Origin of the sequence: Leptolyngbya sp. CCNP1308 (assembly GCF_034932455.1) — a bacterium.
Lineage (GTDB): Bacteria > Cyanobacteriota > Cyanobacteriia > Phormidesmidales > Phormidesmidaceae > Nodosilinea.
Genome location: NZ_JAYGIH010000112.1, coordinates 25,254 through 49,237, shown reverse-complemented (window position 1 = coordinate 49,237; position 23,984 = coordinate 25,254). Strand labels below are relative to the sequence as shown.

Sequence of the window (23,984 nt, the reverse complement as noted above, 5' to 3'; positions counted from 1 at the left end):
CAAGGGGTTTCTGTGCCATGGCTAAAGTTAGCCTCCGTAGTCGTCTCTTTCTCTCTCACCTGGCGGTGATGGGGGTTGGCATTTTGGCGCTGGCCCTCTTCGGCAGGCTTTACACCCCCCGCCTGTTCGTGATTTCCCTGGAACGCTACGAGAATGGGGTGCTGAGCGTGCAGCGTCGCACCCAGTTGGTAAAGGGCTTTGAGGCCGCCTGGAGCCGGGGCATGCTGTGGGCTATTTTAGTGGGTGGCGGCACCGCCGGGGGGCTGAGCTATTTGGTGTCGCGGCGCATTATTCGCCCGCTCGATCAGATGACGGAGGTGACGCGATCGTTTGCCGCGGGCCGCCTAAATGCTCGCGTGCCGCCCTCAGAAATTTTGGAAATTCAGCGGTTGGCCAGCAGTTTTAACCGCATGGCGGCAGACCTAGAGGGGGTGGAAGAGCACCGTCGCGAGCTAATTGGCGACCTCACCCACGAGCTGCGCACCCCGCTGACGATCATTCACGGCTATCTGGAGGGGCTGGCCGATGGCACCGTTGACCCCGAGCCCGAACTCTATCAACGGTTAGCGGGGGAAACAACGCGCCTCCAGCGCCTGGTTAATGACTTACAAGAGCTGTCTAAGCTAGAGGCGGGCTATCTGCCCATTCAGGCGCAGACCGTGGCCCTCTGCCCTCTTCTGACCGCGCTGGTGCGCCCCTTTGCCGACCAGTTTGTCAGCACCGATCGCATAGCCATTACACTGCAGTGCCCGCCCGAGCTACCGCTGGTTCACGCTGACCCCAGCCGCATCGAGCAAATTGTCATCAACTTGTTGGGCAATGCTCTGCGCTACACCGAGAAGGGCTCGGTAACAGTCAATGCCTGGGCTCAGCCTGGGCGAGTCTACGTCAGCGTGACTGACACGGGTATTGGCATTGCTGAGGAAGATCTACCCTACGTGTTTGAGCGGTTTTGGCGAGCCGATCGCTCCCGCAACCGCAACTCTGGGGGCACAGGTCTGGGTCTAACCATCTGCCGCCGCTTGGTCGAGGTGCAGGGGGGCAAAATTGAGGTTAAAAGCACTCTGGGCCAGGGCAGTGAGTTTACGTTTTGGCTACCCCAGGCGAAGGGCAGTTGAAGGGTGAGTGATGGGTGGGTGGTTTAGGTGAGGGCGTCTACTGATGACGTTGGGCTTTGTGGTTTAGAAGTTTTGGTTCAAAGGGTTGGATCAATCTTTTGGGGGCGTGAGGAGCTGTTGGCGGAGGGTGTGGGATTGGGCGCGATCGCATCGCACCTCCAGCACTCTCACTCCGGTAGTGGGTAAGCTACTGACGCTAGCCTTAAGCTGGCTCCAGGTGTCGACTCGCTCGTAGTTGACTCCGTAGGCGGCGCAGAGGCGATTGAGATCGACGGTTTGAGGGGTGGTAAAAAAGTCTTCAAACCAGCGATCACCGGGGGCGGGCAGGGTGGCAATGGGCAGTCGATCAAAAATGCCGCCTCCCTGGTTGTTGATCACCACCACAGTGAGATGTCCCCGCAGGCGCGGCACGCTGAGCCAGCCGTTAGTGTCGTGGAGCAGGGCCAGATCCCCCGTCAGCAGCACCGTGGGTGGGCCACCGTGGGCAACGCCTAGGGCCGTAGACAGCGTGCCGTCGATACCGTTAGCGCCTCGGTTGCAGTAGGGGCGAATCGCGCGATCGCCTGGTGGCCAAAACCATTCCACATCGCGGATAGGCATGCTGTTGGCGATCACCAGAGGCGTGTTCATGGGTAAACATTGGGCCAGCAGCCAAGGTACTTTGCCTTCAAAGGGTTGATCTAAAGCGGCTAGGGAGCGATCGAGCTGTTGGCGCAGGCTCTCCTCTAGAGCCTGCCACTGGCCGTGGTAAACCCCAGTCGGAAGTGCTTCTGGGACTGGGGGCAAGGCCTGGGATAGGGCTGTGACGCTGAGGGGCAAGGGCGTGACGGGGCCGTGGAGGGGGTCGAGGTTGGTGTTTACAGGGTCAACGACCCAGCGGCGGGGTTGGGCATCCTCTAGCCACTGGCGCAGCCGTTTGCTGGTGGGCAGGGGGCCGAGCTGAATCACCTGCTCAGGCACTAGATCTTTCGCCCAGGCGGGCTGTCCCAAGGCCATGTCATAGGTAGTGACCAGAGACGTGTTCAGCTCAGCAGCATTACGTAGGGGCGATAGCCCGTCAGCCATAACGGGCCAGCCCAGATAGGTGGCGAGGGCGGCGACGGCCTTGCAGTAGCCCAGCGGTTCAACGGGCTGAGCCGGGCCAGCGATAATTAGGCCGCGATCGCACCCTCGCCAGATCTCCAGCCACGGTAAAAAATCTGCCCCCAGCATCGAGAATTCCCCAGGGGCTGGTACCCCAACCGCCGTGAAAAAGTCGTCGTTGAGTTCATCCTTGAGGTACGTCACCGAGGCGTCAGCGATAGGGGCTAGAGGGTCGCGAAAGGGGCAGTTGAGGTGTACTGGCCCCGCCACTGGGTAGAGCGATCGCCTCCAGGCCTGCCCCGAAAGTTGCCGCAGGTAGCACAGCATGCCCACCTCCGCCACAGGCACCGCCAGTTCCGCGTACCAGTTGGGGAACGTGCCAAACAGCCTTTGCTGGTCAATGGTTTGGCCCGAGGCACAGTCGCGCAGCTCAGGGGGGCGATCGGCGGTCAGCACCAGCAGGGGGACGCGGCTTTCTCGAGCCTCAATCACGGCGGGGTAGTAGTTGGCTCCGGCGGTGCCAGAGGTGCAGACCAAAGCCACCGGCTGCCCCGTACGCCGGGCCACACCCAGGGCAAAAAATGCCGCCGATCGCTCATCGAGCACGGGCAACGCCTCAATGTCAGGATGACTGACCAGGGCCACCGTCAGGGGCGTAGAGCGCGAGCCGGGCGAAATCACCGCCGTTTTCAGCCCCAGCCGAGCTAGCGTGGCCGCCAGTACCGAGGCCCAGAGGGCGTTAGTGTTGCGAAAGTCAAAGGTCATGGGGGAACAGCAGGGGCCAGGGGCTACACCAGCGACTCGCCCAGGGCGCGCAGCTTGAGCTTAATTTCTGCCCACTCGCGATCGGGGTCAGACCCTGCCACAATACCAGCCCCGGCGTACAGCCGCACCCAGGTATCGGCCACTAGCGCTGAGCGAATGCCCACAATAAATTCGCTGTCGCCGTTCGCCCCGACCCAGCCCAGGGGCGCAGCGTAAAGCCCCCGGTCAAAATCCTCAAAGCGAAGAATCTGGTCGCAGGCTTCGCGGGTCGGCACCCCGGCAACGGCGGGGGTCGGGTGCAGAGCCTCCACAATATGCAGCGGGTGAATGTGGCGAGGCACCCGGGCTCGCATCGGCGTGTGCAAATGCTGAATGTTGGACAACCGCCGCACTCCAGGCTGAGGCTGGTACTGGGGCCATAGCCCTACCCCCTGGAGCTGCCGTGCCAAGAACTCCACCACCAGCCGGTGCTCTCCCCGCTCCTTGGGATTGTGCAGTAGCCCCTGGGCCAGGTAGTCATCCTGGGATGGAGCAGTACCTCGGGGAGCCGACCCGGCCAGGGCATCAGTGATTAACTGCCCCTGGGTCAGGCTGAGCAACCGTTCAGGGCTGGCCCCCATAAAGGTTTTGCCGTTGCCCTGACCCACCGAAAACACGTGGCAGTCTGGGTAGCGCTGCCGCAGACGGCCCAGGGCCGCTAGGGGCTGTATCGGCTCGGCACTCACCCAGTCTAGGGCGTGGGCCAGCACAATTTTTTGCACCGGGTGCCGGGTCATGTAGCCCAGGGCGCGATCTACGGCCACTCTGAACTGCTGGCCCGCCTCGGGCACCGGCTGTACGGGCAGCCGCGCCGGATGTAGCGGATTGCGCCAGGCAGCCGTGCCCAGGCGCTCTACTGCTCGCAGCTGGTTGGCCAGGTCATCAATGATGGTCTCCACGTCGGAGGTCGCTGTCACCAGATGATTTAGCGTCAGTACGCCCTGCCCCCCCTGGCGCACCAGCTGCCACTGGGGTAGCACCACCGTCGCCGCCGGAAAGGTTGCCTCGCCGTCCTGGGAGTCGGCGAAAAAGGTAAATGCGCAAAAAAATCGGGCCCCATCGGCCCCGCTGAGGGCCGCAGCTGGCCCCGCTTCGCTGTAGCGGTGGGTCTTGCCACGCCACTGTTCAATAAACCGGCGAGCCTGGGCGAACCGGCGGGCTCCAGCGGTTTCGTACACCAGCGCGGCCCCAAAGCCCACCACCGACTGCTGAGCCACGGGGGTTTCGAGGTACAGGTGGCGATCGCCCCTAGGGGCCAGCCGAGCCAGCACCACCAGTGGGTCAACCGGGGGAATCTCGAAACTCAGGCTCACCAGCTGGGGCTGATGACTCTGCCGCGCCTGATCCAGCCGACGATCTAAAAACCGGTAGGCCGACTGCAACGTCTGGTCGCGATCGGAGCAGTGAGAAACAACGGGCATAAACCTTGGGATTTTAAAGCGGTTTACTGTATGAGCGGTTCACCTATGTCACGGTCGGCGGTGTTGGCTATAGAATGCCCCAGCCGCCTCGGACAGCTGGGGCATTGAACCCAAACCACCGGCACCCGGACCCAATTTGCCCCGCCCACCAAGCCTACGATCTAGACCCTAGGGGAAGCTAAAACAGGCTCCAGTTAAGCCGCTCAGCCCCTCGGGCAGTATCCCTACTGGTAGCATATTCGGTTGTGGCGTAACCACTTCGAGGCCAGTCGTTCACGCAGCTTAATAGTGGGTACCGGTCTGACGGTGGTGAACAGCGGTTTTACCGTTGCCGTCTAGCACCCGGCCGGCCTGCACCGTGGCGTAGACCAGCCAGTGGTCGCCGCACTCCATGCGCTGCTCGACGGTGCACTCTAAGTACGCGATCGCCTCAGTCAAGATCGGCGCACCATTCTCGGCCACCTCGGTTTCAATCTCGGCAAAGCGGTCTTCGCCGGGGGCAAAGGGTTTGAGAAAATGCTTCATCGGCCCCAAGTGCCGCCCCTCCGCCAAAATATTCAGCACAAACCCATAGCCGGGGTACAGCAGCGACTCAATCGCCCGATCTTTAGCCACCGCCACCGTAAACCCCGGCGGCGCAAAGGAGGCCTGGGACACCCAGGAGGCCAGCATGGCGCTCGACACTTCTCCGTGGCGGGCGGTCACAATGCACAGCGACCCCACAATCCGGCCCACGGCCTGCTCCACCGATGAAGCGGGGGTGCGAGGCTGCTTCGCCCGCGTCGCCTTCTTCAGCCCCTGGGCAAAATCGGTACCCACCTCTTCGCAGTACTTGAGGGTGACATCGGTGGGCTTAAACTTGACGCGGATGGGCTCAAAAGCCAGGGTATAGCCGCCGTCCTTGAGCTTGCCCTCTAGCAGGTCAATGGCCTCTCCACTCCAGCCAAAGGAGCCAAATACCCCAGCAGGCTGGGTCTTAGAGGCGGTCGACAGCACAATACCCAGGGCCGTCTGCATGGGGGTAGGGGCATGGCCGCCCAAGGTGGGAGACCCCATTAAAAACCCAGCGGAATTTTCCACAGCCGTCTTAATATCATCCGGGCTGGCCTGCTCGGCGTTGAGCGACTCTACCGCCACCCCCGACTTGGTAATTCCCCGCGCCAGGGCCTGGGCAATGGTGGCCGTATTGCCGTAGGCCGAGGCATAGATCAGCGCTACCAAGAGGTCTTGGGCGGTCTGGGCCTGACTCCAGTCGCGGTAGCTTTGCACCAGCTCGCGGGGGCTGTAGCGCACCACCGGGCCGTGGCCTGGTGCCAGCGTCTGAAAGGGCAGGGTGCCTAGCTTGCCCAGGGCAACCTGCACCTGGCGCGTGCTAGCGGCAAACAGACAGTCGAAGTAGTAGCGCCGGTCTTCGAGCAGGTCTTGCCAGCTGAGGTCAAAGACCGTATCGTCGCAGCGGTGGGCGCCGAAAAACTTGTCGGAGTACAGCACACCAGAGTAAGGGTCAAAGGTAGCCAGCCCGCCGGGGTAGCGCGGGGTCGGAATCAGCTCAAACTGAAGGTGATGGCCCTGGCCCAAATCGAGGCGATCATCGCCGCTGCGGATGACCCGAACGCGAGGTGAGGCCTCGGGCAGCAGGTCTTGGAGGGCCAGGGCCGCGGGGTTTGAGCACACCACGGCAACTTCTGGCAACCGGCTTAGCAGAATCTTTAAAGTCTCGGCTCGGTTGGGATTAATGTGCCCCAAGACAATGTAGTTGAGCTGATGGAGGTCGATATGGCCCTCTAGGGCGGCCAAAAATATGTCGCTAAACGACTCGCCGGGGGGATCGATCAGCGCAGTGCGATCGGCCTGAATCAGATAGCTATTTGCCGTGGTGCCACGCTCTAAGCCGTACTCAATCTCAAACCGGAGGCGGTTCCAACTGCGGCAGCGCAGCACCGTTGTGCATGCGGCCATAGCATAGAGCTGAACATCGCGAGGAGGAGAGGTCATGGGCAATAGGTAACGGCAGGTTTGGAGCGCCCCGTGGGTAATCTGTACTCGGTGAGAGGCCGTACAGAACCGTTGAGACATCCGATCAGAACTGCTGCAATTCTAAAGGATTGAGGGAACGGCATCCCGAGACGCAGGAGCTTAGACCATCCAAACACCGAAATTAAACGGATGTTAGGTCAGCTTTACAGAGGTATTCAGCTTTTATGAACCGTGGGATGACATCCGTGCTTTCTCGCACCCTAGCCCTAGACTGATTGAGACAATCAAGATAATGAGGGCAACACTGATCAACGGGTTGAAGCTTAGTTAACCCCTAGTTAAACCCCACCAGCATTTCCATAAAATACCGCAATTATACTGAGATGATTGGTTATTTCTATAACACTAGGCTAGTTTATAACAACGGTCGCATCTGCCCAACGGGCCATCGAGGGTTGGAGCAAGCCACGGGTAGAGTTCTGGTTTAGGGCAGACAACTACTTGTTGAGCGCTTTAGTTAATCGATGATCTCTCTGGTTCTTGAAGTTGGATAATCCTATGGAGTCTCAGTCTACTGGACGGGTTGTTACATCAGCTATTGATGCTGCCACTATCGATGAAGCCGTTATCAATCCAGCTATGGAGCCGGGCTTAGAGCCCAGCGACTTGTCATCGATCGATCCGACAGGTGCTTCCCTGGCGGCGGTTCAGGCTGGTCAGCCGGTGCCAGCAGAGAATGTCAAGCAGCTGTATCGGCAGTTTCGCAAGGCCGCCCTAGAATCTACCGCCCGAGAACTGCGCAAGCAGCAGTACGAGCGCATTCAAACCCAGGTCGAAATTCTCAGCATCCCGATCGACAACATTTCGGTCAATGACTTTTTGAGCCAGCTCAAGAAGGGCGTGGTGTTCACCCCCAACGTTGATCACCTGATGAAGCTCCAGAAAGATATGGACTTTGTCAAGGCCTACAGCAAGGCCGACTATCGCGTCTGCGATAGCCAGGTACTGATGTTTGCCTCTAAATTTTTGGGCACGCCCCTGAAGGCTAAGATCTCGGGATCAGACCTGTTCCCGATGTTTTGTGACCACCACCGCAACAACGAATCCACCAAGATTTTCCTCATGGGGGGAGCAGAGGGCATTGCCGCCCAGGCGATGGAGCGCATCAATGCTCGCATTGGTCGGCAGATTATTGTGCAGGCCCACTCGCCATCCTTTGGATTTGAGAAAGACGAGGCGGAGTGCGATCGCATCCTCACCATGATCCGCCAGTCGCCCGCCAACGTGCTGGTGGTGGGGGTTGGCGCACCTAAGCAAGAAAAGTGGATCGCCAAATACCGCGATCAGTTGCCCAACATTGACATTTTTCTGGCCGTTGGGGCCGCCATCGACTTTGAAGCGGGCAACAAGCCCCGGGCCCCAGAGCTGTTGAGCAAGCTGGGTCTAGAGTGGCTCTACCGCCTAAGTACCGAGCCTGGGCGACTGTGGAAGCGCTACCTGGTAGATGATTTTCCCTTCCTGTGGCTGGTCATTAAAGAGCGCTTTGCTCGGCTCTGGCGCAAACCCACCGTGGATGAGGCTGCATCGCGCAAGGCTCAATAGTCTTGCTCCCTTAAAGTCGTTGAACTCAGAGTTGCCCGAGGAGCCGTCGCAGTACGCCCCATTGGGCGTCAGTGTTTCCCTCAAAGGATCCCAACTAAAAAAGCCCTTCTTTACCTAGGACGCGAACTCCACCCGTGATCCGGTTGCGGTGGAGGTCTGGACAAGTATTTGGTTGAAACACTCTTACCCAGGTAACCTTCGTGGCTAACTGGGTAATTTTTTTGGCCTGGGGCGGTACCTTAGGAAGGTTCCCTGTGGTCGTAGCCCTATGGTTCCTGTGTCGGTGGGCGGCATTGCTCAATCTGCGCTTTTTACAGACCAGTTACTGGCCTACTACCGCCAGCTGTCTGATGGGTTGCTGACGGTGGTCGATGTGGAAACCACCGGGTCGCGCCCCCCCGAGGCCAGAGTAATTGAAATTGCAGTGGTGCAGGGGTCGCTCGACCAGGGCATTACCCACGAGGCCTCTTTTTTAGTCAACGCCCAGGTGCGCGTGCCGCACACCATTACCCGGCTGACGGGCATCACCACCGCTATGGTTGAGCAGGGCACCGCCGCCGATACGGTGTGGCAGGCGCTGCGATCGCCCCTCGACCAGGGGGTGCTTACCGGCCACAACCTGGCTTTTGACTACAGTTTTATTCAAGCGGAGTACCAGCGGCTGGGCCTGGGCTTTAAGCGCCCCGAGGCCCAGCAGTTTTGCACGGTGATTTTGTCGCGGCTGCTGCTGGCCGATCTGCCCTCCCGCAGTCTGCCGCAGCTGGTGCGGCACTTTGGCTTTGACGTGGGGCGATCGCACCGTGCCCTGGCCGACACTAAGGCCTGCTGGCTGCTGTCCAACCTGCTGCTAGAGCGCTTGGCCAACACCTCCGACGATGCCCTCAGACAGCAGTTTGCCGAGCAGTGGGTGCCCCTGCGGGACGCCGTCAAGGTATTTGGCTGCCCTCGCGCCGACTTGCAGCGGCAACTCGATGCCCGGGGCTGCGATCGCCGCACCTCACGCCGGGGCAACCGCCACATGTATCGCCGGGGCGATTTAGAAACTCTCTACCGTGAGCTTTACCCAGAGCAGCTGTCGCTCAACCTGAGCGAGGGAAGCGGCTAGCGGGTTCTGCTTTGGTGGGTTCCCCACGACCTATAGCCTAATCTTTTTTATATTTTTTCCCACAGCTGGAAAAATATTCGTCATGGTTACAGAGAGAGGGGTTAGGGACGCTGCTATTGCCAGAGCGCAGGGCTGAGGCCAGGGGGAGATGATGGCGCGATCGCACCAAAACCGACAGTGGGGAGCGTGGGGCTGGGGAGGCGTAGCGCTGGTGCTGCCGACCCTAGTGGCCTGCGAACCGCCGCCGGCGGAGTTTGGCGGCACGCCGCCGCAGACCACCACAATGCTAGAGTTCATAAACCCTCAACCCATTGCCCTGGCCAGCGCGATGACTAGTCCCCTGCTGTTCGATACTGTCTCAGACTTTGCCGAAGGGGTGGCCCTGGTGCGCCTCAAAATGAGCTTGGGCTACATCGATCGCGAAGGCAATCTGGCTGTCAGGGTGAGCGACGACAACATTACTACGGCCGCCGACTACGCCGAGGGTCTAGCAGTCGCCCAGGCCGGGGCCTACTTCGGCTACCTCGACCGCCAGGGCCAGTGGGCCATCCCCGTGCAGTTTCGCCAGGCCAAGTCGTTTTCTGGGGGGCTGGCAGCGGTGCAGGGGGGCACCAAGTACGGCTACATCAACCTCCAGGGCGAGTGGGTGATTGAGCCCCAGTTTGACCTGGCGGAACGGTTTGTGGGCGATCGCGCCCTGGTAAAGTTGGGCGAGACCTATGGCTATGTGGATACTGAAGGCCGCACCGCTATTCCCCTAGAGTTGAAGGATGCCTGGAGCTTTTCTGAATCGCTGGCGGTGGCCCGGCTAGACCAGCTCTACGGCTATATTGACCCCAGCGGTGCCATGGCCATTGCCCCGAGCTACGACGGGGCCTTTAGCTTTTCTGACGGGCTGGCTCGGGTGCGACAGGGTCGCCAGTTTGGGTTTATCGATTCCACTGGAACCATGGTGGTCGAGGCCACCCTACCCTTTGCCTCAGACTTTTCTGAGGGGCTGGCAGCGGTGCTGATCGAGAGTCAGTGGGGCTATATCGACCGCACTGGCCAGATCGCCATTGCCCCCAGCTTCGCCTACGCCGCCGACTTTTCCGAAGGCCTGGCAGCCGTACAGAAAGACGGGCTCTACGGCTATATTGACTCAAAGGGAGCCTGGGTCGTCGAGCCCCAGTACAGCAATGCCGGGCGATTTTCCCAGGGGCAAGCGCGGGTGCAGATCGACAACCGCTGGGGCTTTATCGACACCGAGGGCAACGCCCTCACCGGGGTCGGGTTTAAAGGCCTAGAGTAGCCCTACTGGGCCAAATCGGCCAAAAATTGCTGAATCAGCCCAACATTAAGCCCAGGCCGCTCTAGCTGGGGGGTCAGGCCTACTCCCGGCAGCACTTCAAAGCGACGGATGGCGGCGGGGCTGAGGGCGGCGAGGCGGCGTCCCAGGGCCACATCGGTTAGCTGGGCAGCTTCGCCCCAAAGCAGCGCGGTGGGGGTGGTGAGCTGAGGTAGGTAGGTGGCCAAATCAAAGCTCAGGTCGCCTCGCACAAAGGCCAGGGCAGCGATATCGGCATTGGGCTGCTGGGCCGACTTGAGGTAGGCTGCCACTATCTCGTCAGAAATTTTGCTGGCGTCGGCAAACTGGCGCTGGGCCAAAAATAGCTTGATACCTTCGGTGGTGGCGATCGCCCCTCGATAGAGCAGCTGATCGACCAGGGGCAGCTTCACAATTTGGTTGATCAGCGAGCTGCTGGGGTCTTGGCCAAAGTCGGCCAGCCCCGCCGGGGCCACCAGAAATAGCCCTTGCAGGCGATCGGGGTAGTCGATGGCGACCCGCACCATCATCGCTCCACTGAGGGATGATGAAACTACTACAGGTGGGACGGGGCAGAGCGTTTCGAGCAGCTCGCCCAGCAGGGTTAAGTAGTCGGCGGTGGTCAAGGGGCGATCGGGATGGTCGGAGTCGCCCCAGCCGATTAGATCGGGGGCCAGCACCGGGTGCTCTGCGGCAAAGGCCGGGTACACCTTAGACCATTCATAGCTCGACGACCCGCCGCCAAAACCGTGGATAAACAGCAGCGGTACAGACGAGGCTGGAGGGGCAGGCCAAAAGTTGGGATCGGCTTCGATGTAGGCCACGGTGCCCAAACTCAGGGCTACCGATCGCTGAATAAAACCGGGAGGGATAAACATAGAACCACGCCGTTACTGCCTTCTGATTACCACGAAGCCTTGCCAATTGCCCACTGGCCTCAGGGCAATGGTGTCATCCCGAATCCTGCTGGGGATTCTTTGACGGCATAGTGCTGGTTCTGACAATAGACAGCAACAGCGCTGGCTCAGATGACTGAGCCAGCGCTGTTATTGAAGAGTTGAGGGCAATCTATATCTCCCTACGGCCTGTGCGGTTGGACTTGGTTGGGCTAATGAGTCATCGAACCGGACTCGGAGTAGCCCTGCCTAGCGAAACGCATCGGGATCAAGGGGGCGACCGGCGGGGCTGCCGCCACTCAGACGCGCCCCAGTCCCCCCGTCGGTGGGGTCGAGAAAGGGCTTGAGGTTAATGCCGCTGCTGCGCGAACTGCTGGTGGAACCAGGCAGACCCAGAATATTGCCAATTTGTCCCAGCACGTCGCTGTTGCCGCCTGCGAAGGTGGTCACCCCCTGGGTTTGGTCGCCTCGGTCGGCGATCGCCAGGTTATCAAACACCAGATCGCGAGTTGCTGTCGCATCTTGCCCCGGGGGCACGGTGAATACGATGCGGCAGCCAGGGGTTGATTCTGTGGTCACGCACACGGTGTTGTAGCCATTTTCTACCGCAGTCTCCAGCGCCAGCAGGCCGTCGGGTCGGTACTCCTCTAGGCGGGCGCTAATGGTGGCACAGCGACGCTCGGCGGGCCAGGCGCTGCCCAGGTCTTGGGGCACCGCCCAGGGGTAGGCCTGACCCGGCTGGCTAGTGGGGGAATACATCACGGTGTATTGCCCGTTCTGCATCTGGCAGGTGAAGCGAGGGGTGGTGTCGGCCTCAGCGGGCTCGGTCGGCGTAGTTTCGGGAGTTCCTTCAGGGGTGTCTGGGGTTTGGGCCTGGCCTACGGCACCAAACGGCCCAACCAGTAGGGCGGTGGCTAGCCCACCCATGCATACTTTAGCGAACGAGCCAGTCGAAGAACGAACCATGGTGTGCTGCCTCCAGAAGTCGATTTAGCGTGTGAGTACATATTTGCTCAGGGTTCCCCAGCGGGTGAAATACAGACCAGCCGGCAAGGTTGCTTAACCCTAAAGAAGCGGTTTCCTATAAGTTCGCGACGCGATCGCCCCTTCCCAAGTTCCCCAGCCCACCCACCTCACCGTCCCTATCCTCATATCCCCGCCAATCTCTCCAAAATCCCCGTCGCCCCCTTGCAATTCTCAAGATTGTGCGTATCCTTAGTTAGGCTTTGGGCTCACGCTGTATTTAGGCTAGGTCAACCCAGTCTTAACGCTGCATCTAGCGTTTGCTGAAAAACTCACGCTCACTCCACACTCACACCGCCCCAGAGGGAGACTTAACCCATGGAACACCCAATCCACCATTCTGCTGCATCGCGCACCGGCTACCGTCTGGGTGGCTGGGCAGGCGCTGGTCTGATGGTGTCTACCCTACTGATGATTAGCCCTGCCGCCCAGGCCGAAACCCTGGCTGCCTGGCAGTTTGACCCGGCCACCCAGCAGTTGACCTTTACCCTGCCCAGCGGTATTACTCCGCAATACGCCGTTGCAGCAGACGCCTCCCAAATTGTGGTGACCTTGCCCCAAACCCAGCTAGGGACGGTCGCAACCCAGCAGACCTACGGTGGGGCCGTAAGCCAGGTGAGCCTTAGCCAGGCGAATGATGCCACTGTGGTGGTGCTAGAGCTAGCCGCCAATACCACACTGGCAGCAGAGGGAGTTAGCCTGATCTCCATTGCGGCTGGTGACCAAACCCGCTGGGTGCTCACCGCCTTAGCCGCTGGCCCGAGCAGCGCCACAGCATCTGTACCCAGCAGCCCCCCGGCACCCGGCAACGGCTCCATGATTGTGGAATTGCCGGTGATTCCAGGAAATGATCCTCGGCTGGGCTTTCCGGAGGCGGGTACCGGGCGATTGAGTACCTCGGCTGCCAACCTGATGCTGCCCAGCGATATTGCCAGCCTGACCAATCTGCCTGAAACCTTACCCGTAGATCCCTTCAACCTCGGCCAGCCCGGAGAGCAGATATCGGTGCCCAGCCTGGCTGAACTCGACGCTGTGATCGGCCCTGTCGCTAGTGCGCCCCAGGCACCAAGCTCGGCCGCCGCCGAACCGCCTAGCGATGGGGCGGCGGCACCACAGCCTGGGGCGATCGCCCCACTGCCTGCCGTCCAGCCTCCTGCCAGTAGCGGCCCGGTGCTGACCTTTGAGCCACCGCCGCTAGCCGACGGCACTGTTGCCAGAGCAACCCAGCCACCGGTCGCTGCACCCCCCACCCCCGGCCCCGAAGCAGTGACAACCCAGCCCGTCAGTCCCTCTGGATCGCCTACCACACCCACGATCGATACCGAGACCAGCGGCGTGCCCATTGCAGTCACCCCACCGGAGTTGCCCACCCCTGGGCAACCAGCGGTAGAGCCTGGGGCGATCGCGGCTGATCCACCCGCCGCCCCGCCTGTCGAAGCTAGCAGCCCGGCCCCGGTCATTGCCGCCGACCCACCAGCTTTACCAGAGCTACCCACCGAGACGGCAATGGTCGAAAATCAGCCCGCTGGGGCGATCGCCACTCAGCCCAACGCCATTAGCCAAGAGCCACCCGCAATTGCGACGGTACCCGTTGAGTTAGCTGGCACCGACCCCAATCTTCTGACCGTACCCACCGCCCCGACCACCACGAGCCAGGGCAACGTCGTGCCCCCTGCTGACCCAGTAATGTTAGCCGCAGCCGGAGAGCCCATTCTATTTGGCAGCCCGCTGCCCGGCAACACCGACCAGTCCGCTCTGCCCAGCGCAATTAACCCGGCTCCTAGCGATCGCCCCCTTTCCCCCGACACGCTGGTGGCGGCGGGCACGGTGCTAGAGCTACGCTACGTCGGCGACGAGCCTCTTGACCTCAACACCAATTCCAGCCAAAACCAGGTGCTGCTGCTGGCCCATGACATTCGCGACCCCATCACCAACGGCATTGTCGCCCCGGCGGGCAGTCAGCTGATTGGTCAATTTGAACCCACCCCCCAGGGCCAGCGCTGGGTGAGCAAAATGCTGATCGCCCCCACCGGGCAGCAGGTCGATTTTGCCAGCACCACCGAGTACATGGTCGGTAACACCGAGGTCAGCAGCCCACGCCTAGCCGCTGGGGCGGGGTTGGGTGCCCTAGCGCTGCTAGTGTTGACCGGCTTTAGCGGCATTGGGCTAATCGGCGGCGCGCTGGTCGGAGCCACAACCGTAGTGGGCACCTCACCCCAGTACGTTGTCATTGAGCCAAACCAGGTGATTCAAGTGCAGGTGATTCAAGATATTCCCCGCGCGATTCCCATTGCCGCTGCTCCAGAGACCAGCCGCGAGTGGGGCGCTGGCGGCTGGTAGCTCCGCCCTGACCAAGCAGACAGGTAATCAAAAAGGCTTAGGATTGCTGGGGATTTTAGCAATCCTGAGCCTTTTAACTGGAGAATATCCAATGCAGGCCGATCGCGATCGCATTCATCCCTAGCGCGCTGAGAATAGGTCAAACGGAAACGGGCCGTAGGTGCCTGACACCTCAGCCACCTCAGGGTCAGAGGTGTGGAAGGTAATCAGCACCCCCCGCGACGGGCCGCTGTAGTCGTCTAAATACCAGGCACCTTTGAGGGTGTTGAATTTCAGAAAGACCGCACCCTCACGGGCAGGCAAGTCAAGGCTGATGGAAATCCCCAGGGCAGCTAAAAACGACTCTAGGGCTTGCTGACCGTCGGCCAGGGTGCTAGCGCAAATCCCCAGGGTCTGGTAGTCAGACCAGTCGTTAAAGCAGCTCAGGTCAACCCGCACCTGGGCGGTTTCAGCATCGCTGAGGGTGGGTGGCGTGGTCAGGCAGCTAAACTGACTCAGCCGCTGGCGAATGGCGGCGATCTCAGCGGCGGCGGGGAAAGAAGGCGAGGGGATCATAGTCGGTTTTCTATCGTCTGAGTTTGTGGGTGAATACATCTCAAAGCGGTTTGGGCTTACTAGCAGTGGGCCTCTGGCCCAGCTACCAGAGGTGCCACCATGACCTACCATGTCCGCGTGTTGGACATGCCGTCGAGCGATCGCCCGCGAGAACGGCTGCTATCTTACGGGGCTAAAAGCCTTTCGACCGCCGAGTTGCTGGCCATTTTGCTGGGCACTGGCCAGGGGCCAGGCAAGCTGTCAGCGGTGGGGCTAGGCCAGCTCATTCTGCAAGAAATGGGGCAAAACCAGCGCGACCCGCTCACCTCGCTAAGGGATGTGTCGGCCCACGATCTGGAGCAAATTTCAGGTGTTGGCCCGGCTAAAGCCACCACCATATTAGCCGCCATTGAGCTTGGGAAACGGGTGCTGCAAGCGATTCCGCCCGAAAAAACCGTGGTGGATGACCCCGCCATTGCCGCCGCCGCCCTCAGCCACGAATTGATGTGGCAAGCCCAGGAGCGCTTCGCGGTGGTGCTGCTCGACGTGCGCCATCGCTTGATGGGCACCAAGGTCATCACCATCGGCACCGCCACCGAAACCCTTGCCCACCCCAGAGAAATTTTCAAAACCGTGATTCGCCACGGTGCGGTGCGCTGCATCGTGGCGCACAATCATCCTTCAGGAAATCTCGAACCGAGTCCAGATGATCTCTCATTAACTCGGCAGTTATTGCAAGGGGCGCAGATTCTCGCCGTGCCGGTGCTCGATCATTTAATCATTGGCAACGGCGACTTCCGCAGCCTGCGGCAAACCACCCAGCTCTGGCAAGAAACACCCCAGGGGGCTTAGGGTTCAGTTAGGTGTTCAGGGCAATACAGGCGCGCAACGCCGTCATGGTTACCCGAGGGAGGGATAAGTTGGGCCATTCTCAAAAACCCAAAAAAGGAGGGTGCAACGGTAAAACCCGTTCCCGAACGGATCAGGCACCCTCCTTGACTACTGTCTGAGAGGATTTGCGATCGCCTAGATTGTCCCAGCAGCGGAACCTTCCAGCGCTGGGGCTACGGTTGCTAGGTCAAAGCTATCGTTGATAGAGCCAAGGGGCGTGGTCAACGAAGCCGTAGCAATGCCACCACTGACATCAATCACGCCATCAATACCGGCAAAGAAATCGGCCCCCTGGTTGGTAAAGGCCACCACGTCAAAGGTGGTCTCAAACAGCCCTAGCGGGCTTTCGATCGCAGCATCGAGCACGCCGTCGGTGAGGGTGCCCGCACCATCCAGGTCTTGCACGAACCCAGCCACGTATTCGCTGGCCAAAGGCCCAATGGCTAGCTCAGTTGCTATCGGTAAGCTCAAACCAGAGCCGATGGGTACTGAAGCATCGAGACTAGCCAGCCCGTCAGCTAAATTCAACGACCCAGTCACCGCCGAGAGGGGTACCGCCAGATCGCCAAAGGCACCCAGGGGTGCCACGATGTTGCCGCTGTTAAAGTCCACGGCACCGTTGATGTCGCCCACCAGCGGCAGCGACGTCGAGAAGGGGAATACCGCGTCATCTTGAAAGTCGATGTCGGCTACTAGCTGGCCAAAGGGCGTTGCCAGATCGAGGTTGAGGTCGCCCCCAGCCACATCCACGGTGCCGCTAATGGGGCCGAGGGCCGTGGCTAGGTCTAGGGTAAACGCGCCGTTGGCAAAAGGCACAGTGGCATCAATGGCATTGATGGCGTCTAGCACTAGGGTGCCAGCGGCGGCAGACAGGTCAAACGCTGGCAAGGTGGCTGTTTGACCGTCGGTTGCGATCGCCGCCTCTAAAATTCCCCCGTTGAGGGTGACGGTGCCATCCGAGACGGCGGCCAGATCGGCAAAGCCTCCCAGGGTCGTGGGAGCATCAAAGATGCCTGTCAGAGCTGTGCCGTCGGCCAGCAGCAGGTTGGCATCAAACCGGCCATCCTCCACAGAAATTTGGCCGGTGGCATCGGGCAGAGCGCTGGCAAAATCAGCTACCAGGTCAGCAAAGCCGGGGTCAAAGGCGGCCAGCAGGGTCAGCACGCTGGTACTGCTGAAGAAGGATTCGTTGGGGATAAATTCAACGACGGCTTCTTCTTCGTTGAAAAAATCTTGGTTGGGCGACAAATCAGTAGAAGACATAGGGAACACCCTTGCTTTCCTTTAGATAAACATCAGCGACAGCCATCTGTCGCGGGCGGCGCTGAGCCACCCCTTGGTCTGCAATGCTCCGCTGGGTATTGTGCCACAGGAAGTTAAGCGTGCCTAGGAAAATTTTGGGCGATCGCCGGGTAGCCGCCCGCAGCCCTATCAAACTGGGGATCGCTGACTCCGCTGGACTTAACCACTAAAGACCCGTCACCGGAAACCGGCGATCGCCCCTCTAGCAGATCGCCCCGCCCCCTGCAGCCGCGCCCAGCCACCAAAGCCGTAAATCCACACCAGCACCACCGCCCAGTGCATCAGCACCACTAGCCAGAGGGAGCCCGTAATCCAGTACGCGGCGATCAGCACCAGCCCCAACCAGCCCGCCAGCACCAAAAAGCGAGGGTCAGAGAGGCCCGCCCCGGCCACTCTGTACAGCGTTTTATCGAGCACGACATGGTACAGAATAAACGCCCCAAAGCTGACAATGCCCCACAGCAGCCAGCGATCGCCGGGTACCCCCTCCACCGGGTGGGGCAGCAGCAGCACTCGAAAGATCGTTTCTTCGAGCAGGGCAGGGGCAACGAAGCGGCGCACGGCGTCTAGAGCAAAGCCCACCGGACTCAGCCCAGGCTTCTGCCGCACTAAAAATCGGTTTCTCAAGCCAAACGGCAGCGCCACCAGGCCGTAGAGCGCCAGCATAACCAGCCCCAGCAACCCCATCGGCCAGCTCAGCCCGGTGGCAACGGCATCGGCCAGCCGCTGGGCCATTCGCCCTAAAACGGGAACTCCTCCAAACAGAGCCGTAGGGGCAACCGGCTGCACCGCCGGGTCAAAGCCGCCCACCATGTTGGTACGCAAAAACCACAGCTGAGCGCCGTGCTCCAAAAAAATGCGGGCTACCTGGTCGTGGGCCCAGCGGGGCATCATGCTGTGCCAGCTGAGAATGCCGCTCACCAGTCTGCGGCTGCTGGCAAAATCGCCCGCGGGGGCCACCCCAGCCAGCGCTTCGGCATTGGTTTGCCAGTCGCGGCGCACCACGCCGTAGGGCACCAGCATGGCTTCTAGATCTTCCCCCAGGGCCACAAAGCGTCTGGCTCGCTCAACCTCCGGGCTGTCGGGGTTTTGCTGCACCCAAGCCGCAATCTCAGGCTGGCTCTCAATCTGGCGGCGAATTTGCTGAATCGCGATAAACAACGCCTGGTTTGAATCCTGCACACAGGAGACCGCCGGGGTAACTGGGGCGACCCCGGTGCCGTCGCCAGTGCGGTAGCGGGCAGCAATCACCTGAAGCTGCATCAGCAGCTCGCGAAACAGCGAAATACGGGTATCGCCGAACTGAAACGGCGCGATGAAGGCGTCGAGCTTGACCACCACATCCGACACGGGGCGAATGCCGAGCCAGCCCCGCTGCATGTCACCCATGTAATCGGCCCAGTCGTGGGTACCGGAGACAATGCCGTTGGGGTTGTGGGCGTAGATCTGCTGGTACTGAATATCGAATTGCAGCTCGTTGGTGATGGGCTCGCGCACCACTCGCCCTAGCCCGTAGGAAAAATGGCCGGTAACGGTGCCCACCGGGATAAATTCTGCCTTCTCGCCGCCGATGCCGCCAAAGAGATGGATCATCAGGGCATAGCCGCCCTCTTGCCACTGGGCCAAGGCCGTCTCGGCGCTGCCCGCCGTAGGGCTGGCGAGCACTCGCTGGAGGGTGCCTTGGCGCTGGGGGGTATCGCGCCAGTTGTCGCGGTCGAGGTAGCGGCGGCCTGGGGTTAGCCCCAGAACCACCTCGTCGGGCTGCACCTGAAACAGCGATCGGGGTTTAAGGGCCTGCACCGTAAACAGGCCATCCTCCGCACGGGAGCCGTAAATGTACCACCCGTCGATGCCCGCGGGCGACTCTGCCAGGTTGCGCAGGTTAGACATGAAGCGATCGCCCGCCATAACCGGCTGCTGCGGGATACGCACAGTACCCATCGGGCCACTAAAGTTGCCCGACGCGGCGTTATAAAACTGAACGCGAAAATACTCGCTTGGGCAGGGCTGTTCGCCAGGGCAAACGGTAGGGAGAGGGGCGCTGACCGTCTCGTCAGGCCCCAGAAGCTTTACCAGGCCGTACTCTCTCCCGGTAATTTGAATGGGTTCTAGCCCGACCTGCAGAATGGGGCGATCGCCCTCGCTAACCACCTCTACCTCCACCAGGCGCACGGCAACGTCGTCGTTGGGTCGCGCCCCCGCCAGAGATTGCAGCGGGCCGACCGCCCTACGACCGTTTAGCCGGGTAGGCACCAGGTTACCGTTGGCCAAAAACCGCTCGGCCTGGGCATTAAACGCCACATTGCGAGTGACGGTATCCACGTAGGTTTGAGCCAGGGCACTGGGCTTCCAGGTAAGCTTTACCCTTTGGCCCTCCAGCTCAGGAAAGTCGGGGGAACTGTGCCACAGCTCCATCCACACCCAGTCGCCGGGGTCGGCGGCGTACTCGGCCTCGCCAGGGAGAATCAGCCTACCGTTCCACAGCCCGTTGGGGCGCAGAGAGGGAGCGGTAGGCAGCGGCTTTGGGGGAAAGGTCTCGACGCGGTTGGCCGGTAGGGTGAGGGCGCGATCGTAGTTGGTCACGACGGCGTCGGCGGCGGCCTCGCTATCTGGAGCTTGAGATACCAGAAATTCGGGAGACAGTGAGGGCGGTGGCGACGCTGCGCCTCCAGCTTTCGTCGCGAGCAACCCCAAAAAACAGGCCACGGCAACAATGACGACAATCCTCTGCACCAGGCGTCGGGTGCGGGGAGACAAGGGCAAGTCCTGATCAGGAAGCGGTAGCATCGGTAACCTTCACCATCGCAACAGGAGAACGCTAGTAAACCACATTCGCCCCTCCGGAAAGTTAGCCTTAAGGAAAACCAAAGCTTCGGCTCCATGAGTAGCAATACTTAGGTTATTGCAGGGAATTGGCATGCTGAGTCCCTGTTTCCTTAGGCAAAACCGTCTGCTATTAGCTACAAGTGGTCTTGCTGGGCCTGCTGGATTATGGCCGAGGCGATCGCAGCCCCTCCAAAATCGCATTCACGATCACCGCATCGTCCCAGGCGGGGGGCTCTTCCCCCAAGCGCACAATCACCAGCTCCTCCGACGGAATCACGTAGACCCGCTGGTGGTGACGACCATCGAGATAAAACGTGTCGCTGGCAGCAAAGGGGGCTGACGAAGCGAAGTTCACCTGGGGGTAGTCAGCGGTGCGGGCCTTCAGCCAAATGTGCAGGCCAAAGGTGGGCTCTAGGGGTGATTCTTTAAGCATTTGCTCCAGCCAGCTTTTGGGAATGATTTGGCGATCGCCTACTTTGCCCCCGTGCAGCAGCATTTGCCCCAGCCGCACCCAATCTTGGGCCGTGGCAAAGAAACAGCAGAAAGGTTTAGCACTCCCTTTGGGGCGATCGAGCCAGAGAAAGCCATCTCTCGCCCCTAGGGGCTGCCAAAGGCGGCTACTCAGATAATCCCCAAAGGATTCTCCCGTGGCCCGCTCTAGCACCAGGCTAAGCAGTTGAGAGTTGAAGTTGCTGTAGTCAAAAGCCCCACCAGGAGCGCGTTCTAAAGGAATATTCAGAACGAGTTTTTGAGTATTCGAGCCGCCGTAGAGCTGCACCAGGTCGGAGCGCAGGGTGTCAATCCGGTTGTCGTTGCGCAGACCCGACTGCATGTAGAGCAGGTCGGCCAGGGTAATGTCGCCCCTGGGGTCGTCGGCCCATTCTGAAATGTAGGTGCCGACAGGGTCTTGAATGGAGCCGATGTGTTTCTCGTCGATCGCCACGCCGATCAGCAGCGCCAGCAGGGTTTTCACCATCGACATGGAGTTAACGGGGTCGTTCGCTGTGTGGCCTTGCCAGTATTGCTCTAGTACGAGGCGATCGCGGTGCATCACCAGCAGCGCCACCGAGTTCTGCTCTTCAGCAAATTCCAGCGCCGTTTGCAGCGCTTCAGGAAGAATCTCGGTCGTCTCGGCCTTCGCCAGCAGTGGGGATTGAGAGCCAACGCCGGGGACGAGCTGCCGGGGCTGATACCAGTTCGCTGAGGTAATAGGGGTCTTGGGGTAGGTGAGCGATCGCCCCAGCAGTCGCCAATCGACCGCAACCCGCAGCAGCCCCCCCACCGCCACCAAACCCACCACCGTCCACAGCTGAGGTCGAAGGAATGCTCTCGTCATCGTGCCGCTGAGTTATCCCTGCCGTAGGGTAAGCACTTGCTGGGCCGTCAAGTCGAAGGTTGGGACAACGTAGGAGACAACGGGCTGTGCTCCAGTAAATACTGCATTTTCATACTGACCCTCAACCCACTGACACACAGTAATCTGCTGCTGCTGAGGATCCACAATCCAATATTCGGCAATGCATCGAGCCGCGTATTCAGTGTGTTTATAACGGTAGTCGCGGATGCGATTCTGTTCACCCGGCGAAACAACCTCTACCACCAGTGCCGGGGGAGGCATATCACGGGTAACGGTCGCGCGAGTAGTTCCCTGAATTGCCGCTTTCGAGTCTTCGGTATGAATGACCAAATCGGGCAAGCGACAGGTCGCCCGCCCGCCAGAAACCTCAATTTCAGTGTTGTAGGCAATCAGAGATATTGGGATATAGCGGGCCAGGGCAAACATCAGCCCTTTGGCAATATCAAGGTTTTCTGGCGATTCAGGGGGCATTGAAACCAGCGCTCCGTTAACCAGTTCGTAACGCCCCTCTAGCCCGTCAGTCTGAGCCAGGTAATCCTCAAAAGTAAGTAAAACAGAAGTTGAAGTCATGGGAGCGCCAGAGCATCAGTGCTTTGCCCCATTCTAGCCAGTCGAGACGTTCCAAATGGCTAGACCCAGACCCAGGGCTCTTTTTGGCCCTATCCAAGGTCTGCTTGTCGTTCAAGAGCCCCGGGATCTACGGCCCCCTACATGCCCATGATGCAGTAGCCAGAATCAACGTAGAGAATTTGCCCAGTCATGCCCGTCGAGAGATCGCTGCACAGAAATGCCGCCGTATTGCCCACCTCAGTCTGGGTGACGGTGCGGCGCAGGGGCGCAATTTCTTCGACGTGGTGGATCATATCGAGAATGCCGCCCACCGCCGACGAAGCCAGGGTGCGAATGGGGCCAGCGGAAATGCCGTTGACGCGAATATTATTGGGGCCAAGCTCAGAGGCTAGGTAACGCACGTTCATTTCTAGCGCCGCCTTGGCGATGCCCATGACATTGTAGTTGGGCACCACTCGCGCGCCGCCCAGGTAGGTGAGCGTGACAATGCTACCGCCGTCGGTCATTAGCGGCTTGGCACCACGCGCCAGGGTAACTAACGAGTAGGCGCTGACATCGAGGGCCAGCTGAAAGCCTGCTTTAGACGTGTTGCTGAAGTCACCCGTCAGGTCATCGCGGTTGGCGAAGGCCAGGCAGTGAATCAAAATATCGAGCTTGCCCCACTTTTCCTGAATGGTGCTGAAGACCTGCTCGACCTGGGCTTCATCCTGCACGTTGCAGGGCAAAAACAGACTGGGGTTGAGGGGGTCAACCAGGTCTTTGACCTTGCCTTCCATCCGGCCCCGTTCGTCGGGCAGGTAGGTAACGCCCAAGTTGGCTCCGGCGGCGTGGAGCTGCTGAGCAATGCCCCAGGCAATCGATTTATTGTTGGCAATGCCCGTTACCAGGGCGTTTTTACCGGTCAGGTCTAGCATGGTGTCGTTACGGTTGGGCGGTGGTGATTCGCATATAGGAGTTTACGGGAATGTGGGGCCGGTGAATAGGGTATAGCCCGATAGAATGAATAGGCTATTCCGCTGAACGTTTACGTCTCCGCTACCCATGGAAGTCATCCCCGCTATTGATTTGATTGAGGGTCGCTGTGTGCGGCTGTACCAGGGCGACTATGCCCAAACTGAGGTGTTTAACGACAACCCGGTGGAGGTGGCGCGGCAGTGGGTAGACCAGGGGGCAACGCGGCTGCACCTGGTCGATCTCGATGGGGCTAAGTCGGGCAAGCCCGAGAACTGGCAGGCGATCGCAGCCATCGCCAAAGCCGTAGACATTCCCATCGAAGTGGGGGGTGGCCTGCGCGATCGCGCCCGCGTCACCGATCTATTTTCCATTGGCGTGCGCTACGCCATCTTAGGCACCGCTGCGATCGAAAACCCCGAGCTGGTCAACGATCTGGCTGGCGAATTTCCTGGCCAGGTCATCGTTGGCATCGATGCGCGCGACGGCAAGGTGGCCACGCGGGGCTGGCTTGAAACGTCGGAGGTAGAGGCGATCGCCCTCGCCCAGCAGATGGAGCAGCGCGGCGCGGCGGCGGTGATCTATACCGATATCCAGCGCGACGGCACCCTGCAAGGCCCCAACATTCCGGCCATGCGAGCGATGGCCGAGGCGGTGTCGATGCCGGTGATCGCCTCCGGTGGCGTCGGTGCCCTGCGCGATCTGCTCAGTCTGCTGGCCCTAGAGAGCCAGGGAGTAACCGGCGTAATTGTAGGCCGCGCCCTCTACACGGGGGATGTGAGCCTCAAAGAAGCCGTGCGCGCGGTGGGTAACGGGCGATGGCAGGATGTGCCCCCCTCCCTGGGCGACTCGGCCTTTGCTTAAGGATGAAATGGCGA

18 protein-coding genes are annotated in these 23,984 nt (G+C 60.4%); 7 read left to right on the top strand and 11 right to left on the bottom strand.

The window, feature by feature from the left end:
- The first annotated feature begins 17 nt into the window (after nucleotides 1-17).
- The gene (locus VB780_RS29430) at nucleotides 18-1,118 is read left to right on the top strand and encodes a HAMP domain-containing sensor histidine kinase (protein WP_323354758.1); all 1,101 of its coding nucleotides are present in this window, start codon (nucleotides 18-20) and stop codon (nucleotides 1,116-1,118) included.
- Between the two features lie 90 nt (nucleotides 1,119-1,208).
- Here the strand turns inward: VB780_RS29430 and menD are convergent, their stop codons facing one another.
- The 3 genes from menD to VB780_RS29415 form a co-directional block, all read right to left on the bottom strand.
- Complete coding sequence (gene menD, locus VB780_RS29425; RefSeq protein WP_323354757.1) at nucleotides 1,209-2,966, bottom strand: 2-succinyl-5-enolpyruvyl-6-hydroxy-3-cyclohexene-1-carboxylic-acid synthase; 1,758 nt, start codon at nucleotides 2,964-2,966, stop codon at nucleotides 1,209-1,211.
- Nucleotides 2,967-2,989: 23 nt separating this feature from the next.
- Complete coding sequence (locus VB780_RS29420) at nucleotides 2,990-4,426, bottom strand: isochorismate synthase (protein ID WP_323354756.1); 1,437 nt, start codon at nucleotides 4,424-4,426, stop codon at nucleotides 2,990-2,992.
- A gap of 282 nt (nucleotides 4,427-4,708) precedes the next feature.
- Entirely contained in the window at nucleotides 4,709-6,421 is a 1,713-nt protein-coding gene (locus VB780_RS29415; RefSeq protein WP_323354755.1) for a diflavin flavoprotein, read from the bottom strand.
- Nucleotides 6,422-6,961: 540 nt separating this feature from the next.
- On the opposite strand from VB780_RS29415, the gene VB780_RS29410 reads away from it, so the two are divergent.
- The 3 genes from VB780_RS29410 to VB780_RS29400 all read left to right on the top strand — a co-directional run bounded on the left by VB780_RS29410 (nucleotide 6,962) and on the right by VB780_RS29400 (nucleotide 10,401).
- Complete coding sequence (locus VB780_RS29410; protein ID WP_323354754.1) at nucleotides 6,962-8,005, top strand: WecB/TagA/CpsF family glycosyltransferase; 1,044 nt, start codon at nucleotides 6,962-6,964, stop codon at nucleotides 8,003-8,005.
- Nucleotides 8,006-8,273: 268 nt separating this feature from the next.
- Nucleotides 8,274-9,110 carry a 3'-5' exonuclease gene (locus VB780_RS29405; RefSeq protein ID WP_323354753.1) on the top strand — a complete coding sequence of 279 codons (837 nt, stop codon included), beginning with the start codon at nucleotides 8,274-8,276 and terminating at the stop codon, nucleotides 9,108-9,110.
- 151 nt (nucleotides 9,111-9,261) lie between these two features.
- Nucleotides 9,262-10,401, top strand: a complete 1,140-nt coding sequence (locus VB780_RS29400) for a WG repeat-containing protein (protein WP_323354752.1) — start codon at nucleotides 9,262-9,264, stop codon at nucleotides 10,399-10,401.
- A gap of 2 nt (nucleotides 10,402-10,403) precedes the next feature.
- Here the strand turns inward: VB780_RS29400 and VB780_RS29395 are convergent, their stop codons facing one another.
- A complete protein-coding gene (locus VB780_RS29395; protein WP_323354751.1) occupies nucleotides 10,404-11,294 on the bottom strand; it encodes an alpha/beta fold hydrolase in 891 nt (296 codons plus the stop codon).
- Nucleotides 11,295-11,561: 267 nt separating this feature from the next.
- A complete protein-coding gene (locus VB780_RS29390) occupies nucleotides 11,562-12,278 on the bottom strand; it encodes a COP23 domain-containing protein (protein WP_323354750.1) in 717 nt (238 codons plus the stop codon).
- Between the two features lie 375 nt (nucleotides 12,279-12,653).
- Here VB780_RS29390 and VB780_RS29385 point away from each other — a divergent pair, with 375 nt between their 5' ends.
- Complete coding sequence (locus tag VB780_RS29385) at nucleotides 12,654-14,675, top strand: AMIN domain-containing protein (RefSeq protein WP_323354749.1); 2,022 nt, start codon at nucleotides 12,654-12,656, stop codon at nucleotides 14,673-14,675.
- 120 nt (nucleotides 14,676-14,795) lie between these two features.
- Here VB780_RS29385 and VB780_RS29380 read toward each other — a convergent pair whose 3' ends face one another.
- Nucleotides 14,796-15,230, bottom strand: a complete 435-nt coding sequence (locus tag VB780_RS29380) for a DUF1824 family protein (RefSeq protein ID WP_323354748.1) — start codon at nucleotides 15,228-15,230, stop codon at nucleotides 14,796-14,798.
- A gap of 99 nt (nucleotides 15,231-15,329) precedes the next feature.
- Between VB780_RS29380 and radC the strand changes: the two genes are divergently transcribed.
- Complete coding sequence (gene radC, locus VB780_RS29375) at nucleotides 15,330-16,061, top strand: RadC family protein (RefSeq protein ID WP_323354747.1); 732 nt, start codon at nucleotides 15,330-15,332, stop codon at nucleotides 16,059-16,061.
- 174 nt (nucleotides 16,062-16,235) lie between these two features.
- On the opposite strand, the gene VB780_RS29370 is transcribed toward radC, so the two are convergent.
- The 5 genes from VB780_RS29370 to fabI all read right to left on the bottom strand — a co-directional run bounded on the left by VB780_RS29370 (nucleotide 16,236) and on the right by fabI (nucleotide 23,069).
- Nucleotides 16,236-17,363 (bottom strand): hypothetical protein, encoded by a 1,128-nt coding sequence (locus VB780_RS29370; protein WP_323354746.1) that lies wholly within the window; start codon nucleotides 17,361-17,363, stop codon nucleotides 16,236-16,238.
- A 216-nt stretch (nucleotides 17,364-17,579) separates the two neighbouring features.
- On the bottom strand, nucleotides 17,580-20,159 hold the full coding sequence (locus VB780_RS29365) for a type II CAAX prenyl endopeptidase Rce1 family protein (RefSeq protein WP_323354745.1): 2,580 nt from the start codon (nucleotides 20,157-20,159) through the stop codon (nucleotides 17,580-17,582).
- A gap of 232 nt (nucleotides 20,160-20,391) precedes the next feature.
- Nucleotides 20,392-21,564: a serine hydrolase gene (locus VB780_RS29360; protein ID WP_323354744.1), complete on the bottom strand. Its 1,173-nt coding sequence runs from the start codon at nucleotides 21,562-21,564 to the stop codon at nucleotides 20,392-20,394.
- Between the two features lie 12 nt (nucleotides 21,565-21,576).
- Complete coding sequence (locus tag VB780_RS29355; RefSeq protein WP_323354743.1) at nucleotides 21,577-22,155, bottom strand: Uma2 family endonuclease; 579 nt, start codon at nucleotides 22,153-22,155, stop codon at nucleotides 21,577-21,579.
- A gap of 137 nt (nucleotides 22,156-22,292) precedes the next feature.
- Nucleotides 22,293-23,069 carry an enoyl-ACP reductase FabI gene (gene fabI, locus VB780_RS29350; RefSeq protein WP_323354742.1) on the bottom strand — a complete coding sequence of 259 codons (777 nt, stop codon included), beginning with the start codon at nucleotides 23,067-23,069 and terminating at the stop codon, nucleotides 22,293-22,295.
- Between the two features lie 127 nt (nucleotides 23,070-23,196).
- On the opposite strand from fabI, the gene hisA reads away from it, so the two are divergent.
- A complete protein-coding gene (gene hisA / locus VB780_RS29345) occupies nucleotides 23,197-23,970 on the top strand; it encodes a 1-(5-phosphoribosyl)-5-[(5-phosphoribosylamino)methylideneamino]imidazole-4-carboxamide isomerase (RefSeq protein WP_323354741.1) in 774 nt (257 codons plus the stop codon).
- Nucleotides 23,971-23,984: the final 14 nt, after the last annotated feature.

Bases quoted from the DNA above. Each gene is read 5' to 3' on its own strand.
- VB780_RS29430 (WP_323354758.1), top strand. From the start codon at position 18: ATGGCTAAAGTTAGCCTCCGTAGTCGTCTCTTTCTCTCTCACCTGGCG.
- menD (WP_323354757.1), bottom strand. From the start codon at position 2,966: ATGACCTTTGACTTTCGCAACACTAACGCCCTCTGGGCCTCGGTACTG.
- VB780_RS29420 (WP_323354756.1), bottom strand. From the start codon at position 4,426: ATGCCCGTTGTTTCTCACTGCTCCGATCGCGACCAGACGTTGCAGTCG.
- VB780_RS29415 (WP_323354755.1), bottom strand. From the start codon at position 6,421: ATGACCTCTCCTCCTCGCGATGTTCAGCTCTATGCTATGGCCGCATGC.
- VB780_RS29410 (WP_323354754.1), top strand. From the start codon at position 6,962: ATGGAGTCTCAGTCTACTGGACGGGTTGTTACATCAGCTATTGATGCT.
- VB780_RS29405 (WP_323354753.1), top strand. From the start codon at position 8,274: ATGGTTCCTGTGTCGGTGGGCGGCATTGCTCAATCTGCGCTTTTTACA.
- VB780_RS29400 (WP_323354752.1), top strand. From the start codon at position 9,262: ATGGCGCGATCGCACCAAAACCGACAGTGGGGAGCGTGGGGCTGGGGA.
- VB780_RS29395 (WP_323354751.1), bottom strand. From the start codon at position 11,294: ATGTTTATCCCTCCCGGTTTTATTCAGCGATCGGTAGCCCTGAGTTTG.
- VB780_RS29390 (WP_323354750.1), bottom strand. From the start codon at position 12,278: ATGGTTCGTTCTTCGACTGGCTCGTTCGCTAAAGTATGCATGGGTGGG.
- VB780_RS29385 (WP_323354749.1), top strand. From the start codon at position 12,654: ATGGAACACCCAATCCACCATTCTGCTGCATCGCGCACCGGCTACCGT.
- VB780_RS29380 (WP_323354748.1), bottom strand. From the start codon at position 15,230: ATGATCCCCTCGCCTTCTTTCCCCGCCGCCGCTGAGATCGCCGCCATT.
- radC (WP_323354747.1), top strand. From the start codon at position 15,330: ATGACCTACCATGTCCGCGTGTTGGACATGCCGTCGAGCGATCGCCCG.
- VB780_RS29370 (WP_323354746.1), bottom strand. From the start codon at position 17,363: ATGTCTTCTACTGATTTGTCGCCCAACCAAGATTTTTTCAACGAAGAA.
- VB780_RS29360 (WP_323354744.1), bottom strand. From the start codon at position 21,564: ATGACGAGAGCATTCCTTCGACCTCAGCTGTGGACGGTGGTGGGTTTG.
- VB780_RS29355 (WP_323354743.1), bottom strand. From the start codon at position 22,155: ATGACTTCAACTTCTGTTTTACTTACTTTTGAGGATTACCTGGCTCAG.
- fabI (WP_323354742.1), bottom strand. From the start codon at position 23,069: ATGCTAGACCTGACCGGTAAAAACGCCCTGGTAACGGGCATTGCCAAC.
- hisA (WP_323354741.1), top strand. From the start codon at position 23,197: ATGGAAGTCATCCCCGCTATTGATTTGATTGAGGGTCGCTGTGTGCGG.